14 protein-coding genes are annotated in these 15,684 nt (G+C 42.8%); 6 read left to right on the plus strand and 8 right to left on the minus strand.

Annotated elements, in window-relative coordinates; translation table 11 throughout:
* Positions 1 to 71 precede the first annotated feature (71 nt).
* The 3 genes from OCW38_RS22050 to OCW38_RS22060 form a co-directional block, all read right to left on the minus strand.
* Complete coding sequence (locus OCW38_RS22050) at positions 72 to 794, minus strand: ChrR family anti-sigma-E factor (protein ID WP_010432438.1); 723 nt, start codon at positions 792 to 794, stop codon at positions 72 to 74.
* Positions 787 to 1,434: a sigma-70 family RNA polymerase sigma factor gene (locus OCW38_RS22055; RefSeq protein ID WP_010432441.1), complete on the minus strand. Its 648-nt coding sequence runs from the start codon at positions 1,432 to 1,434 to the stop codon at positions 787 to 789. Before OCW38_RS22055 ends, OCW38_RS22050 begins: the two co-directional genes overlap by 8 nt.
* A gap of 110 nt (positions 1,435 to 1,544) precedes the next feature.
* Positions 1,545 to 2,165 carry an LON peptidase substrate-binding domain-containing protein gene (locus OCW38_RS22060; RefSeq protein ID WP_010432444.1) on the minus strand — a complete coding sequence of 207 codons (621 nt, stop codon included), beginning with the start codon at positions 2,163 to 2,165 and terminating at the stop codon, positions 1,545 to 1,547.
* Between the two features lie 323 nt (positions 2,166 to 2,488).
* Here OCW38_RS22060 and OCW38_RS22065 point away from each other — a divergent pair, with 323 nt between their 5' ends.
* A complete protein-coding gene (locus tag OCW38_RS22065) occupies positions 2,489 to 2,875 on the plus strand; it encodes a tautomerase family protein (protein ID WP_010432446.1) in 387 nt (128 codons plus the stop codon).
* A 104-nt stretch (positions 2,876 to 2,979) separates the two neighbouring features.
* On the opposite strand, the gene OCW38_RS22070 is transcribed toward OCW38_RS22065, so the two are convergent.
* On the minus strand, positions 2,980 to 3,801 hold the full coding sequence (locus OCW38_RS22070; RefSeq protein ID WP_010432449.1) for a DUF4344 domain-containing metallopeptidase: 822 nt from the start codon (positions 3,799 to 3,801) through the stop codon (positions 2,980 to 2,982).
* A gap of 243 nt (positions 3,802 to 4,044) precedes the next feature.
* On the opposite strand from OCW38_RS22070, the gene OCW38_RS22075 reads away from it, so the two are divergent.
* Positions 4,045 to 4,401, plus strand: coding sequence for a YibL family ribosome-associated protein (locus OCW38_RS22075; protein ID WP_010432454.1), 357 nt, complete (start codon positions 4,045 to 4,047; stop codon positions 4,399 to 4,401).
* A gap of 314 nt (positions 4,402 to 4,715) precedes the next feature.
* Positions 4,716 to 5,942: a sodium/glutamate symporter gene (gene gltS, locus OCW38_RS22080; RefSeq protein ID WP_010432457.1), complete on the plus strand. Its 1,227-nt coding sequence runs from the start codon at positions 4,716 to 4,718 to the stop codon at positions 5,940 to 5,942.
* Between the two features lie 114 nt (positions 5,943 to 6,056).
* Here the strand turns inward: gltS and norW are convergent, their stop codons facing one another.
* The 4 genes from norW to OCW38_RS22100 form a co-directional block, all read right to left on the minus strand.
* A complete protein-coding gene (gene norW / locus OCW38_RS22085) occupies positions 6,057 to 7,205 on the minus strand; it encodes an NADH:flavorubredoxin reductase NorW (RefSeq protein WP_016766900.1) in 1,149 nt (382 codons plus the stop codon).
* A 1-nt stretch (position 7,206) separates the two neighbouring features.
* Positions 7,207 to 8,769 carry an anaerobic nitric oxide reductase flavorubredoxin gene (gene norV / locus OCW38_RS22090; RefSeq protein ID WP_016786013.1) on the minus strand — a complete coding sequence of 521 codons (1,563 nt, stop codon included), beginning with the start codon at positions 8,767 to 8,769 and terminating at the stop codon, positions 7,207 to 7,209.
* A gap of 435 nt (positions 8,770 to 9,204) precedes the next feature.
* Positions 9,205 to 9,861, minus strand: a complete 657-nt coding sequence (locus OCW38_RS22095) for a nitroreductase family protein (protein WP_010432463.1) — start codon at positions 9,859 to 9,861, stop codon at positions 9,205 to 9,207.
* A gap of 289 nt (positions 9,862 to 10,150) precedes the next feature.
* Positions 10,151 to 11,017: a glycerol kinase gene (locus OCW38_RS22100; RefSeq protein ID WP_261896138.1), complete on the minus strand. Its 867-nt coding sequence runs from the start codon at positions 11,015 to 11,017 to the stop codon at positions 10,151 to 10,153.
* A gap of 572 nt (positions 11,018 to 11,589) precedes the next feature.
* On the opposite strand from OCW38_RS22100, the gene OCW38_RS22105 reads away from it, so the two are divergent.
* From OCW38_RS22105 to OCW38_RS22115, 3 genes are all read left to right on the plus strand, one after another.
* Positions 11,590 to 13,479 (plus strand): PTS mannitol transporter subunit IICBA, encoded by a 1,890-nt coding sequence (locus OCW38_RS22105; RefSeq protein ID WP_010432466.1) that lies wholly within the window; start codon positions 11,590 to 11,592, stop codon positions 13,477 to 13,479.
* Positions 13,480 to 13,672: 193 nt separating this feature from the next.
* The gene (locus OCW38_RS22110) at positions 13,673 to 14,821 is read left to right on the plus strand and encodes a mannitol-1-phosphate 5-dehydrogenase (protein ID WP_010432469.1); all 1,149 of its coding nucleotides are present in this window, start codon (positions 13,673 to 13,675) and stop codon (positions 14,819 to 14,821) included.
* A 50-nt stretch (positions 14,822 to 14,871) separates the two neighbouring features.
* Positions 14,872 to 15,408 (plus strand): MltR family transcriptional regulator, encoded by a 537-nt coding sequence (locus OCW38_RS22115; RefSeq protein WP_193846163.1) that lies wholly within the window; start codon positions 14,872 to 14,874, stop codon positions 15,406 to 15,408.
* Positions 15,409 to 15,684 lie beyond the last annotated feature (276 nt).

The following is a 15,684-nucleotide window of genomic DNA, read 5'->3' on the forward strand; positions in this document are numbered from 1 at the left end:
TTAATCCAGTGATATTAACGATTTACAGGATGGCTTAATGCCATCCTGTATATTTATAGCGTGCAACTGGATTAATAGATATACCTGCCGAGTGGATTGAATAACTGGCTTACACCTTTTGTGAAGTAAAGCGCATCACTCGAAACAGTCAAACAAACACAACCTTCTTTGGTCGCTGGTTGATGAGTATGATTACCGTCCAACCAGATGAAATCACCTTTGTTGTAGACGCCCATTTCATCTTCGAAGCTACCTTCTAAAAGTAGTGTGATCTCGAAGCCCTTATGAGTGTGGCAAGGTACCTTTCCATCTTTGTCGATGTGTAACAAACTCGTGTGGTGTGCCTCGTCATCAAAATCCAATCTCGCTCGCGAAATTTTTCCTAAATTCATCCAATCTTTTCTTGTCACCGAACTCAATGCTCTTGGAATAGTGAACGTGGTGTCGGCGATGGTTACTTTCTGCAGTTCAGGTGTCACCTCAACTGATTGAGATGGATCGGATGTTATCTGCGCTATAGCTTCGAAATCAAAATCACTATTTTCGGACAGGAATTTTTCTATATCCAAATCTATTTCTTCGTTAGAGAATGATTGATCTTCTGACAACACGCGTTGACCCGATTCTTCTGCATCAAAAACATTATTTGCCGCTTCTGCGGTCAATTGATTTACTTGTTGCTGGCAGTGTTCACACAGTTCAACGTGGCTTGATACGATCAAGGAAACTGAATCGGCTAGAGTGCCATCGACAAAGTCTTTCAACATTGCTGCGTTTGGATGATGTTTAATCATGACTTTGGTCCCCCATGTGAACCTTGAGTTTGGCTAAAGCGAGTCTTAGTCGCGATTTCACTGTTCCGAGCGGAACGCCGAGTTGTTGTGCGAGCTGTTCTTGAGATAGCTCCTGAAAATACACACCTTTGACAATCGTTTTTTGAGCTAGAGGCAGCTTCTCAATTTGAGTCATTACGTGACGACTCATCAAATGATCACCAAAAGGCAATTCTTCATTCTGAGACTCGGCCACCATCGCATCAATTGGCCAAATGTCGTCGGCGATCGTTTGTTCTGCTTTTGCTTTGACCTTTCTCAACATGTCGAAGGCAGCATTTCGCATCACGGTGTAAACCCAAGTGGTCGCTGCACCTTTCTCTTGGTTGTAAAGATGTGCTTTCTTCCACACATTGGTCATAGTGTCTTGAACTAGCTCGTTAGCCGCGGCTTCGCTACCTAACTTGTTAATGCCAAAACGTTTTATCTTCGGAGCGAAGAATTTGAACAAACAGGTAAAAGCCTGCTTGTCTCGGTCTGTACCAACCAAAATTAGCCAGCTTGAGAGCTCTGTAGGTACTTTGTTGTTGGTAGGTGAGTTATTGTCGGGAATAATGACTTGCTCCTTGCCTATCCCTAAACTTCTGCTTTCCACTTGCATAGCAAATTACCGCTGTTCGAATTTGATTGGCATTACGTGGTTAAAGAGGAGAGGGATCACTTTTAATTAAAATAATTTCTACTATACAAAATTATAGTGAATAAAAGTGTTTATTGCCCCGTAATGATTTGATTCAAAAAAGGAACTAGTGATGGAAAGCTGGTTGGCTCAGTGAATTTTGTTTTCTTTTCTATAGGGATAGGCATTATCTCAAGCAACCGAGCGCATATCCATTGTGAGCTCTCAAAATCAGGGGTCGGGTAGAGGTTTCTGATTGAGTCGTGGTCGCGAAACAGTTGCACCAAGAACGCTGTTACCACATTAGGGACTTTGTACTCAAGCTCAGGCCAGTGAGGCATTGAACTAAATCTACTCTTAATTAAACCGTCTTGAGAACGAAAAGACGAATGAAGTTGGACAAGCTCTTGTCCCTCGACATCGATTTCTAAAATTTGATCATCAGACATATTGAAATCGACAATAGAAACTTTTGTTCCCCAGTAACTATGGTGTTCTGAATTTGAATTGTCTTGAGTGGCGAGAATAAAACCATCCCCCTGTGCCGCTTGAGCGACCATGGCAAGGTACTTAGGCTCAAAAATGCGTAATCTTTGTCGGCCTCCAGGCAAAAGAAAGATGGGGAGAGGAAACACGGCGAGTTCTGGAGAAGACTTTACAGGTGTTTCTAATTCGTCTTTTGTCTGTGTGGTCTTGTTGAGTGAGTTCGGCACATAGTACTCCTTAGTTCAAATTTAATGTGAACAGATATACGGGGTATTTCTGGTGTTCGATCAATTTGTTGTAATGAGTACCTCTGAGCGTTTCTAGAATAGCTACTTTACTGAGGTCTGATCGATATCTCACGGAGGAGTGACTGAGTGAAAAATCGAACCCTATGTTTTTTGTTGCACCTGTTCATAAATTCATTGATTTAACCTTCTTTCATTGACGTCATTAGGTAATATATGAACAAATAGTAAGCGAGTGGATAGCAGCCAAGCGGTCCTTCTATCTAACGTTCTTCTTTACCTAACATCACATCAAAGGAATGGTCATGATTGTTATTTATGGTATCAAAGAGTGCTTAAATCCAATTAAGTTGCAGCTATCTAACGTGTTGCAGCAATGCTTAAACAGTGAGATGGGGTTGCCCGATGACAAGCGAGCCCATCGGTTTGTGCCGTTGGAAAGGGATGACTTCTTTTACCCAGAGGGTAGAACCGACGCATACACGGTTATCGAAATCAACATGATGGAAGGTCGGGCGGTAAATACTAAAAAGCGTCTGATTAAGAAAATATTCTCCGAAATAGAAAAGCAACTCTCTATCTCTCCTATTGATATCGAAATCACCATTAAAGAGCAGCCATCGCACTGTTGGGGATTCCGAGGAATGACCGGTGATGAAGCTCAAGACCTTAAGTATAAAGTAAAAGTCTAGATTTAACCCTGTTTGATAGCGGCTTCAGAATTGGTTTCTAGGCCGCTCGCTTAACTCTAACTCTTTTGTAGAACTTTCGGCTTTTTGTCTCTTTAGGTCTTTAACTAACCCTCACTACTCTCTTTCAAATATTGATGCCAATTCGCGTTAATCACATCGAAGTGCTCCACGCAGAACTCTTTTCTATTTTTTAGGTAGTCATTTTCCACGTCATCGAGTAAGTTTTTATAAGCTTCAGGGTCGCTTCCATATACTAAACACAGAGTAGAGAAGTAACGTTGGAGATCAAAGCTGTGTTCATCAATGTATTCACCTAAATCGTAATATTCAGGACGGTCTTCTGACTCGAAAGCAAACATGTCAGCGGCACTAATTGCGGCATCTCCGCCGTGTTCTACATAGTTGAGCAACATGATGGTAGCGAGGTTATCAACGGCGTCCTCTTCCTTCCCCAAAATAGCAATTTTTTGATCTTCTATGTAAGCATGCCCAGCTTCGTGCAGTAGGGTGTGAAGTAAGGTATCGATAGCTCCAGTTTGTGCCGTTTTCCCGTACTCTTTTTCGTACTGATTCTTTTCAAAGTAAGTTAACGATTCAGCATAAAAGCTATAAGGGATGAGCACTTGATGCGTTTGTGGATCGTAGAGTGGACCGTCTTCGTTGCCATATTGAATGGTTAATGGGTTATTAAACATGAAGAGCTGATTGGATAGGTCAATCACGGTGTCGTTGACGCCACTAAGTTGAATCTCTTTTTTGATCTGTTGTTCTGCCTCAGTCTTAGGTGTCGAGTACTCAACAATAAGGTTATCAGGTAGCGTATTGACACGGGATGTTTCACTAGACACATAAGTTGTGGCGAACACAGAGCCAATGGCTAGGCTGTAGGTTAGTGCTCGTTTCTGCACGAGTTTAATGAATGTCATCGTAGATCCTTATGTGGTGGCACTAAGTTCTTTTTGCCGTTGGATTTTTGGTGAGTGGCACAGACGAGTGAAACATCACTTATCGAGGGTTAATCTATTCTAGAATGATTATCGAGTGGTAATCAGTTTAGGTTATCTTTGATTCGATTGGCTATTTGTCAGATAAATTTCGGTTCAGGTAAAGCCTTGTGCTATACTCCGCGCCCCAATCCGAATTGGCTTGTTTAATCTTAGGAAATTATTATGAGTGTTAAAAACGAACTTCAACAAATTAACAACCGTCTAGACAAGTGTCGCAACAAGTTAGCGGCTGCTAAAACTCGTAATGATCGTCCTGTTGTTCGTCAATTTGAAGATGAGATTAAGAAGCTAACTAAGAAAATTGCCCAGCTTAAACACAAAGAAAGCTTCGATGTGAATCAAGAGCGTAAGTCGCTGATTGATATGCCATTTAGCCGTGAAATTACAAAAGCTGAGCAAGCGGATATGGGCAAATTGAAAAAGTCTGTAAAAGGATTAGTGATTGTTCACCCAATGACGAAGATTGGTAAAGAGCTTCGCATTGAGGTTATGACAGGGTATGCCCCGAAAAAATTCTAATTACCAGCAATGGTAATAAAAAAGGAGCTAGCAATGGCTCCTTTTTGCTTTTTTAGGTATTCAAAAAGAGATTGAGCAGCAGTATCATTGCTGTCGATTTATACTTTTGGAGATTGATTGTTATCACAAAACCGTCGCTCTCTACTTAAAAGTTAACGTACTACTAACATGGTACGGAGTGAACGCAGCAATGCGCTGGTTTTCTCATCCACAATTTCTTACCCATTCTCATAGCACAGGTAGAGCAGCACACATAATTACAGACAAAACCAGACTCATTAGGGAAGATGAGCACGCAAAACAATAGAGGTTATATGAATCAATTAATTTCAATAGGGCCACTAGAATCTTTCCTAATCGCAATTAGCGTTTTGTTTCTAGGTCATTTTGTAAATGCAAAGCTACCGGTTCTCAAAAAGTACAATATCCCTGAGCCCATCGTCGGCGGTTTGATCGTCGCTTTTGCTATTACTGCCCTACACTTCAACGGCGTTGACCTAGAGTTCTCTTTGCCATTGCAGAACACCTTCATGTTGATGTTCTTTGCGACTGTTGGCCTTGCTGCTAACTACACCCAGTTGATGAAAGGTGGTGCAAAGGTGTTTCTGTTCTTAGGGGTCGCTTCGATTTACATCATTATCCAAAATGGTGTAGGTGTGACATTAGCCACAGCCCTTGGTCTTGAACCTTTGATGGGCTTGATTGCAGGCTCTATTACGCTATCTGGCGGTCATGGTACCGGTGCAGCTTGGTCACAGACGTTTTCAGACACATTCGGTATTGCCAATACTCTAGAAATTGCGATGGCTTCAGCCACCTTTGGTTTGATTATTGGCGGCATCATCGGTAGCCCTGTGGCCCAAAAGTTGATTGATAAGAACCAACTTGAATCTGAATACGGTACTGGCACGCAAACGCACGAACGCTTCCCTGAACTCGTTACTTACAATGAGTACGAAGAAGACAAAGTGACCGCGAAGAAGGTGATCGAAGTATTGTTCATTCTTCTTATCTGTATCACGGGCGCGAAATACCTAGAGCAGTGGGTAGCGACCTTTGAAATTTCTTGGTTGATGATCCCTGACTTCGTTTATGCGTTGTTTATTGGTGTATTCATTACAAATGTTTTTGAAGTCACTAAGCTGCATAAAACCGATAGCGAAACGGTCGATATTCTGGGCACGGTGTCATTATCACTGTTCTTAGCTATGGCGCTAATGAGCCTTAAGCTTTGGAACATCTTTGACCTTGCGATTCCGTTCTTGGTTATCCTTGCGGTTCAGGCTGTGGTGTTGGGTATCTTCTCTTACTTTGTGACGTTCAAAGTAATGGGTTCTAACTACGACGCAGCGGTTATGGCGGGTGGTCACTGTGGTTTTGGCCTAGGTGCAACACCAACAGCGGTAATGAACATGGGTTCTTTGGTGAACCGATTCGGTCCGTCGCCACAAGCCTTCATGGTTGTGCCAATCGTTGGTGCCTTCTTTATCGATATCGTTAACCTGATCATCCTTCAAGGTTACATCTCGTTTATCGGTTAATGTTCGTCCTTGCTTAAATGCGATGAGCTAATCGCACCAAGATGAATACAAGAAAGCCAGTCGATTGACTGGCTTTTTTATTGTCTAGCATATACCGAACTTATAGATTTTATCTTATGTCGGTGAACTGGTCTGTAGTTCTTTAAGCAGAGGAAATGCTGCTTTAGTGTGTTCCCCTGTGACAATGAATCCGACGAGTTGGTTTGCCTCATTAAAACCTTTGGCGACAATCCCTTTTGGATCAAACCGAGTCTCCCAACTCTGAGCAGTTTGAATATCACGGCCTGCCAGCTGAATCGGATAACTAGGCGTTTTCACTTTAGTCATAATATGCGGCAAGCTTAGCTTTCCTTCACCCGTAGTGAGTTGTTTCGCCAATACGTTGGCCGCTAATATCGCGGGTTGCAGGTAAGCCATTACTCGTCCTTGAATTTCAGCACAATCCCCAATGGCATAGACATTTTTGATGTTAGTTCTCATTGCTTCATCAACGATGATACCTCTGTTCACTGCCATTCCTGTCTGTTGCGCGAGTGCTGTATTTGGCATTAACCCAGCTGCAGCGATGACCACATCGGTTTTGATTAATCGAGAAGAGGTCGTTTGTAACCTTACTCCGTCAGCGAGATAGGTGGCATGGCTTACCATTGCATCCGTCTCAACTGTCACACCGGCTTTACGAAGCTCTCGTTCCAGTTCTAGGGAGATAAAAGGTGGTACCAAACTACCTAATAGATAACTTGCTGGTTCAATGACCGTGACACTTTTCCCCGCAGTTTGAAGGTCGAAAGCTAACTCGACGCCAATGAGCCCGCCACCGATAACGGTGATTCGTTGCGCAGCGTCGATCTGAGCTTTGTGTTTTTCGAACTCTTCCAAGCTATTGAGAGTAATCGTTGCCTGAGCACTCAACCCCTCAGCAGCAGGTATGAAAGGCGCTGCCCCGGTTGCCAGCACTAGTTTTGAGTATGGGATGATATCATCGCCAGCGACAATAAACTGTTGCTCGGTGTTAATCTCGTTTACCCAAACGTTGGTTTTAATGACAACGTTATGCAGCTCAGCTAATTGTTGAGCAGTATTGATCGCAAGTTGCTGAGGTGTTTGAGCTTGACTGAATACATGCGAAAGATTCGGCTTACTGTATTCAATACCCGCATCAGCAGTGACTATTGTAATAGCGATATTTGGGTCAGTTTTACGGATCATCTTTATGGTTTGTAAAGCAGCGAAACCAGCGCCCACAAGAACAATGTTGTCCATATTACTTCTCCACAAACACTTCTTTGCCTAAATGGCATTCTGGGCAAAGGAAGTCATCCGGCACTTGTGCCCAAGGTGTTCCTGGTTCAACGCCTTGGTAGGGTTCGCCCAATTGTGGGTCGTACACCCATTCACAGACAGTGCAGCGCCAGCAAGTGCAATCTGCGCTGTGGTTTGGCTGGCCTTGAACTTGCTCGGGCTGTTTCTCAAGTTGTTTTTCGACGAGTTGTTGCTGATCGAATTGCTGCTGATCGAGTTGCAGCTCGTCTGTGTCATCGAGTGCGACTGGAGTGCTCGTTGGCGAAGGCGCGGTTTCAAGCGGTGTCACATTACGTGATACTTGCTTTGGTGCGCTGACTTCGTCTGGATTCACACGCCAAACCTCGGCCAGTGTCATACCATAATCAATACATTGACGAAGTGCGTCTGTATCTGGTTTCCAGTGGATATGCTGAGGTGCGCTCACTTCGAAGTTGGCTTCACGTAAGCGAGCATCGATGCGTTTTACTGCGCCGCCAGTCCACCCTGAAGAGCCAAATGCTGCGGCTCTTTTTTCTGCAAAGCGCAGGCCGTGTACTTCTTCAAGTAGTGCGGCGATTTGCGGCATCATCACATTGTTCATGGTCGATGATCCAACAAGCACGCCCTTTGAACGGAAGATATTGGCAAGGATGTCATTCTTATCGTGCTTAGAGATATTGAAGACTTTGATGGCTGTTTCTGGGCTGCCTTTACGAATACCCTTTGCGATCGCATCTGCCATCATGCGAGTGTTATTGGACATGGTGTCGTAGACAATGGTGATACGATCTTCTTTGTAGGCTTTTGACCACTCGTAATATTGCTCAACGATTTGAGTCGCGTTGTCACGCCAAATACAGCCATGAGAAGTAGCAATAACATCGATTGGCACGCCTAAACTCAAGACTTCTTCTATCTTCGCTTTCACCAAAGGCGCGAAAGGCGTGAGGATGTTTGAGAAGTAACGCAGACATTGGTCATGCAGCTCTACTTGGTCTAGTTGGTCATTGAATAGGTTCTCGTCGCAGTAGTGTTGCCCGAAAGCATCGTTACTAAACAGGATTTCATCACCGGTTAGGTATGTCGCCATTGAGTCTGGCCAGTGCAGCATTTTCATCTCAACAAAGATGAGTTGCTTACCGTTACCGACATCGAGCGTGTCGCCTGTTTTAACGGTTCGGAAGTTCCAGTCAGGCTGGTGGTGATGGCCAACAATAGAGTTAACACCAGCTTCTGTGCAGTAGACGGGTGTGTTCGGAATTTTAGCCAGTAGCGCAGAGAGGGCGCCTGAGTGATCTTCTTCTGCATGCTGACAAATGATGTAGTCGATCTCGTTGATATCGATTTCCATCTCTAGGTTTGCAAGGAATTGTTCAGTAAAGCGATGATCGACAGTATCGACAAGCACCGTCTTCTCTTCACGGATCAGGTATGAGTTATAGCTCGTACCTTTGTTCATGTGGTATTCCTTACCGTGGAAGTGCTCGGTTTCCCAATCGTGGACGCCGACCCAATGAACATTTGATTTAACGTGAATAGTCATAATGATAATACCTTATTTAAATATCTGATCTCATCATTGCATTTGGTGTGCCATGTTTTTAAATGATTGTTTTTAATTAGGTTAATTTAATCCTGGTAAGGATTTGTGTCATTATGACTTTTTTATATTTGTTGTCTTAATAATCCTTCAGTGTCATTTTAACTCGCGCGAAATTGTTCTAGGTATTGGCATGCTTATGGATAAAGATAGATGAAACTGAGCCTCTATAAATATGACTAGTTGATTGGGAAAATCAGTAGCAGATACAAAAAAGGCCAGACAAGTGTCTGGCCAAAATATAAGGCAGTACGTTTAAGCATATTAAATGTAGTCATAACTAAAATTGGCGTTATAACTAATATTGGTTTTAAAGCTAAAATTGGTTTTCACACTAAACTAAATGAATGGTTCATTTAGCAAGGTTGTTCGTATCAACTAGAGAGTTGTTACAACTTGATCAACCGCTAGACGCGCTTTTGGTTTACCGTAGTTATAATCTTCGCCATCTTTGTGGTAACCAATCGCCAATGCAACATCAACAACATGACCATCTAACTCATCGGCAAATTCTTCACTAATCATTTTTGCGTCTACACCTTCCATCGGTGTTGAAGCGATGCCAAGACGAGCTAGCGTGTGCAGTGTATTACCAAGTGCGATGTAAACTTGAGATTTAGTCCAATTGCCGTTAAAGCCTTCTTCGTCTGTGTTCATTTCAGCGAATGCGTAAGCACCTAAGAACTGCTCGTACATTTCAGCGGGTAGGTGACCAGAACTGACTTCTGTGTCAGCACGTTTTGCGAATTTTTCTTTAGTGTACTTAGGGTCGTGAGCAAACAAGATCGTGTGTGACGCTTCTTTCGCATGTGGTTGGTTAAACTGGAACATGTTTTCGAAAGTATTGTGGAAGCGCTGTTTTGCTTCGTCACTCTCAATGATGATGAACTTCCAAGGCTGAGAGTTTATAGAAGAAGCTGACAAGCGAAGAGCTTCTTTGATTACTTCCATATCTTCTGCTGATACACGTTTGTCGGCATCGTATTTTTTAGCAGTGTAGCGAGTGTTCAAATCTGTGATGATTGGATGAGTCATGTTGGCTCCTAATATCTATAAGAATAAATGTTGTAGGGTTTAATGTTCAGTGACGTCAACAATAAACGGACAGCTCAGTTAAATCGAAACCTTTTATAAAGTCGTTTAAATGGCTATCGAACATGCCCCAAATACCGAATTACTATAGTAACTCGAGTCGATGGGGGTAAGATAATAGAAGAGTCGCTTGAGAAAAATAGCGAACATATCAAATCACTATGGTAGTTAAAGTCCATAATAAGCGAATTAATGTGATCTTGATTAGCTATAGTGTGCGAGTTTCAGTGACTTAATACGCCTTTATTCCATATTCACGCAATAATGGCGGTAATACCTTGTCGAGATTGGGAATATCTTCTGGGCAGATTTCGATTAAACCAAAACCATGCTCCTCGTAAATTTTCTTAGTGGCAATGCGCTGGTCTTGATCTATTGACCCATAATCCGTTCCCCAGAACTGAATGTACACCTTGCCAGTTGGCAGGTAGAAATCGCTCATGGCTTCTTTTGCGATTGGGAGTGGACGTTCGTAGGCGTGGACTACTCCTGCCATATAGAGCCAGTTATCTATGATCAGCTCGCCTTTCGACCTAACATAGTGTCCGTCCAAGCTTCGGTGTTTTGCTTCGAACTTCTGACGAAAGCTAGAAAACGAAGCGTCAGTAGAATGGCTTTCGGCGTCGTGACCTAAAAATTCGACAACAGATTGCTTTAAGCGCTTATTACGCACCAAAGAGTCGTGCCACACCACAAACAAGTTTTTTGTTGCTTTATCTTCTCTCTGTTCACCACCGGCTTTTAAACCCGTAGAAGTCACATGCCAGCCATCTTCTTCTTTGGTTATCCAACCAAGCTCATTGAGTAGCAGGTTAATTTTCTTCGCGCTGAGTTGAAAAGCGTTGCCCAACTGAGTCGCGGTTAGCGTTTTACCAGAGAATGAATCTAAGTCGATGAGCAGATTCTCCGGCCATACAATAAAGATACCAAATTTTTTGTGCTCTACATATTCCCCTCCAAAACTTTCACCGCGCTCAGTGAGCACCCAACGTTCTTGCGATCGCACTATATAGCCAGCACTTTTTAGATCACTGAAGAGAGTTTTAGGTTCCACCCCTTTGTGTTTGGCGAGTGCTGATGTGGAGATTTTTTCTGGCATAGTTTTTCTCAAATAGCAGAGCAACCTGCTGGTTGGTGTTGAAGGGGAATTAAATAAATAGCATTTGAGTAGCTAAATACCATATCACATCCATCTAGTGTTCACTGCAGCGCTCTGGCCTGTAGTTTTAATAGTGCGCTATGTCTCATTTCATTTGAAGCTTAGGTTTTGTTTTTGTAATTAAATTACAAAGTCAAGTTTTTGGTTCGTACTGATGCATATGTATTGAGCATGATACGCTGTTATTTTGCTCACTAATTATAGATTTTAGATACCCTATTTTATTAAGTGTGATATTGATCACTATTTATTTTTAAGTATTACAAAACAAAATGTGATCAATATCACTCGATAATGAGTGTTATTCCCATTTACATTGCTTTGTAATTTAAATTCATACCATTTTTGTGATCTAAGTGGCTATCGATAACCCGAAAGTGTTTTTTGTGTGTGACCACTGTCACTAAAATTGCCTCAAGGTGCATTTTCGAAATGTTGTGATACATTTTAATCGACTTTTGAATAAACACTTTCGGTCATTTGACCAACCAATACACTACGGGGTTCTACCTATGTTATCACCAGAAGCAAAGATTAAGGTTCAAAACTTTGGTCGTTTCTTATCCAATATGGTAATGCCAAACATCGGCGCATTTATTGCGTGGGGTTTCATTACTGCACTATTTATTCCAACAGGTTGGTGGCCTAACGAAACGTTAGCATCAATGGTTGGTCCTATGATCACATACCTACTACCGCTATTGATCGGTTACACCGGTGGTAAAATGGTTGGCGGCGACCGTGGAGCGGTTGTTGGTGCAATTACAACGATGGGTGTCATCGTTGGTACAGATATCCCTATGTTCATGGGTGCAATGATTGTTGGTCCACTAGGTGGTATCGCAATTAAGAAATTCGATGAAGCTGTTCACGGTAAGGTGAAGAGCGGTTTCGAAATGCTAGTGAACAACTTCTCTGCTGGTATCATCGGTATGATCTGCGCAATCATCGCGTTTGTCGTGATTGGTCCTGCAGTTAAGATTCTATCTGGTGGTCTTGCGGCCGGTGTTAACGCAATGGTTGAAGCAGGTGCTCTTCCTCTAGCTTCTATCTTTGTTGAACCTGCGAAAATTCTTTTCCTAAACAACGCAATTAACCACGGTATCTTCTCTCCACTAGGTATCCAGCAATCTGAAGAGATTGGTCGTTCAATCTTCTTCCTAATTGAAGCTAACCCAGGTCCTGGTTTTGGTCTTCTACTTGCTTACATGGTATTTGGTAAAGGTAGCGCGAAACAGTCTGCTGCTGGTGCATCTATCATCCACTTCCTAGGTGGTATCCACGAGATTTACTTCCCGTACGTACTGATGAACCCACGTCTAATTCTTGCTGTAATTGCAGGTGGTATGACGGGTGTATTCACTAACGTAATGTTTGATTCTGGTCTTATCTCTCCAGCATCTCCAGGTTCTATCTTCGCAGTTTTACTGATGACGCCAAAAGGTTCTTACCTAGGTGTTGTACTTTCAGTAATCGCTTCAACCGCTGTGTCTTTCATCGTAGCTTCAATCCTACTTAAGACTTCAGCTCAAGGTGACGACGAAGATTCACTAGAAAAAGCATCAGCACAAATGAAAGACATGAAAGCGTCTTCTAAAGGTGCGGTATCAGGTGCAAACGTGAACCTAGCTAATGTAGAAGCTGTGTACGTAGCGTGTGATGCGGGTATGGGTTCAAGCGCAATGGGTGCTGGTCTACTACGTAAAAAAGTAGAAACAGCAGGCCTGAACATTGTGGTAACTAACTATGCAATCAACAACCTACCAGCTGATTCGCAAATTGTTATTACACACAAAGACCTAACAGACCGTGCACGTAAAACCGTACCAGGTGCAATGCACATGTCTCTTAACAATTTCCTAGATGGCGCTGTATATGACCAGTTGGTTGTAGACCTTGTAGAAGCACAAAGCGGTGAAGCGAAAGTAGCAGCACCTGCGGCAGCGGCTCCAGCACAAGAAGGCAACAAACTTGCTCTGACTAACGACAGCATCTTCCTTGGTCTAAAAGCGACTCAGAAAAAAGACGCGATTAAGTTTGCTGGTGACCAATTAGTAAAACTTGGCAATGTGTCACCTGAATACGTAGAAGGTATGTTTGCTCGTGAAGAGCTTGTGTCTACTTACTTAGGCGAGTCTATCGCGGTACCACACGGCACAATCGAAGCGAAACAGTACGTACAAAAAACCGGCATCGTTTTCTGTCAATACCCTGAAGGCATTCAGTGGGGTGAAGATGAAGATGATATTGCGAAGATGGTTATCGGTATTGCAGCACAAGGCGATGAACACAACATGGTGTTGATGGCTATTACCAATTCACTTGATGACGAAGAAGCAGTGGAATGCTTACAGAACACAACTAACCCAGATGATGTTCTACGTATTCTAAACGGAAATTAATACGCTCTAGTCAAGCTCCTGAGTGAAGGAGGCCGGTGTCCCCCCACTGGCCTCATTTTCGGTCTTACTCTTTATCGGTTTAATAAAGATTCAGTCTGTATAGCTTACTGTTTAATGCCTAGAACCTAATTGGAAAAGGCATGTTGTTGAGTAGTTAGCTATCTAGATTCAAATATTTATAAGGTCTAAAATTATGAAAGCGTTACATTTTGGTGCAGGTAATATCGGTCGTGGTTTCATTGGTAAGCTTCTTTCTGATGCTGGTATGAAGGTTACGTTTGCAGACGTAAATGAAACGGTTGTTAATGCGTTAATTGAGCGTAAAGAATACCCAGTAAAGATTGTTGGAGAAGAGTGTGTTGTTGAGATCGTTAAAAACGTAACAGCAGTAAACTCAGCGACAAGCGCTGTGGTGGATTGCATTGCTGAATCGGATCTTATTACAACAGCGGTAGGCCCAACGGTTCTCAAGATTATCTCTAAATCTATCGCGCAAGGCATTGAAAAACGTGCTGCTGCTGGTAACACTGCACCAATGAACGTAATCGCGGCAGAGAACATGGTTCGTGGTACTAGCCAACTTAAAGCTGCAGTATTAGAGCACCTTTCTGATGAAATGAAAGCCTTCACTGAAGAGCACATTGGTTTCGTTGATTCAGCGGTTGACCGTATTGTTCCACCGGCAGAAGCTGGCGAGACAGACCCTCTAGCAGTAACGGTTGAAACGTTCAGCGAATGGATTGTAGATCAAACACAATTTAAGGGTGATATCCCAAACATCCCAGGAATGGAATGTACTGATAACTTAATGGCTTTCGTTGAGCGTAAACTGTTTACTCTTAACACTGGTCACCTAGTAACGGCATACCTTGGCGTTCTTGCGGGTCATGAGACAATCAAAGACTCTATTGAAGACGACGTAATCCGTGCTGAAGTAACAGCAACAATGGAAGAGAGTGGTGCTGTACTTATTAAGCGTTACGGTTTTGATCCTGAAGCTCACGCTGCATACATCCAAAAAATCCTTGGTCGTTTTGCAAACCCATTCCTACGTGATGAAGTAGATCGTGTTGGTCGTCAACCAATTCGTAAGCTGAGCCCACAAGATCGCTTGGTTAAGCCACTGAACGGCACATTAGAATACGGCCTTCCAAACGCTCACCTAGTAAAAGCGATTGCGGCAGCGTTCCATTATAAGAACGAAGATGACCCTCAAGCGGTTGAACTTCAGGCAATGTTTGCAGAAAAAGGCTTTGCAGAGACATTAGCATATTATTCTGAGCTGAATAGTGACTCAGAAGTTGTTAAACTAGCGGAACAAGCTTATCTAGCATTGAAATGATAAACCACCAAAGTGCCACTCCTGTGGCACTTTCTTATTGCCGAGCCGTTATGCCAATACAAACTAATCATGAAACAGAATTACTCGAAGCACTTTCCGAGGCTGAGAGTGCTGGCGCTTGCCTGATGGCCGCTTATGATGCATTGGATGATACGGTAGATTCGGTTTTAAAAAATATTTTCAAGAAAGACGATACTGCGATTAAGTTCGTTGTAGAACCTCTTCTCAATAGTGGCGGGCCGCTAGGGGAAATAATGATACGCGGAAAGTTGCTTCTGGGGCTTGGCGTGATCAGTAAAGAGCTTTATGACGACTTAGAGATTTTCGTGACCTTAAAAGAATGGGCGAAAATACAGGGTGATGACACCAGTTTTACTGAAGTGGATATCATCTTTGAGCTAAACAAAGTACATGCTATTCAGCGTATTATGCCTATTGAATACGACCCTGATATGGTGAAAACCATGTCTGGTCCAATGTTAGAAATGTTCTTGGGTCGACATAACCAGAAAGTGAAATCCACGATCGTTTTGGCTATTACAGACATCATTAACACCTTGTGCCGAGATAACGCGCTGAGTTCTTAGTTTTTGCTATTGAGTTCATAGCTTGAAGCTTTCGCTTGAGCTTACACCTAAAGTGTTTATTTAGCTTATCTAGCTTTAATTCGTTTTATCCATCTTAGAATATACCGTCATTGCGGTTTCTCTTGTTTGAGAAATCGCTTTTTTGTTTCTGCAGCCTGTTTAAACGAGCTTGTCGCTCTATTATCGATCCTGTTACTCACCTCCTCAAATTGCAGATACAAAAAAAGCCACATTCTGTGGCTTTCTCTATTCAAGACGCTCTTTCTATTAAAAACG

It is taken from the genome of Vibrio cyclitrophicus (genome assembly GCF_024347435.1).
GTDB classification, from domain to species: Bacteria; Pseudomonadota; Gammaproteobacteria; order Enterobacterales; family Vibrionaceae; genus Vibrio; species Vibrio cyclitrophicus.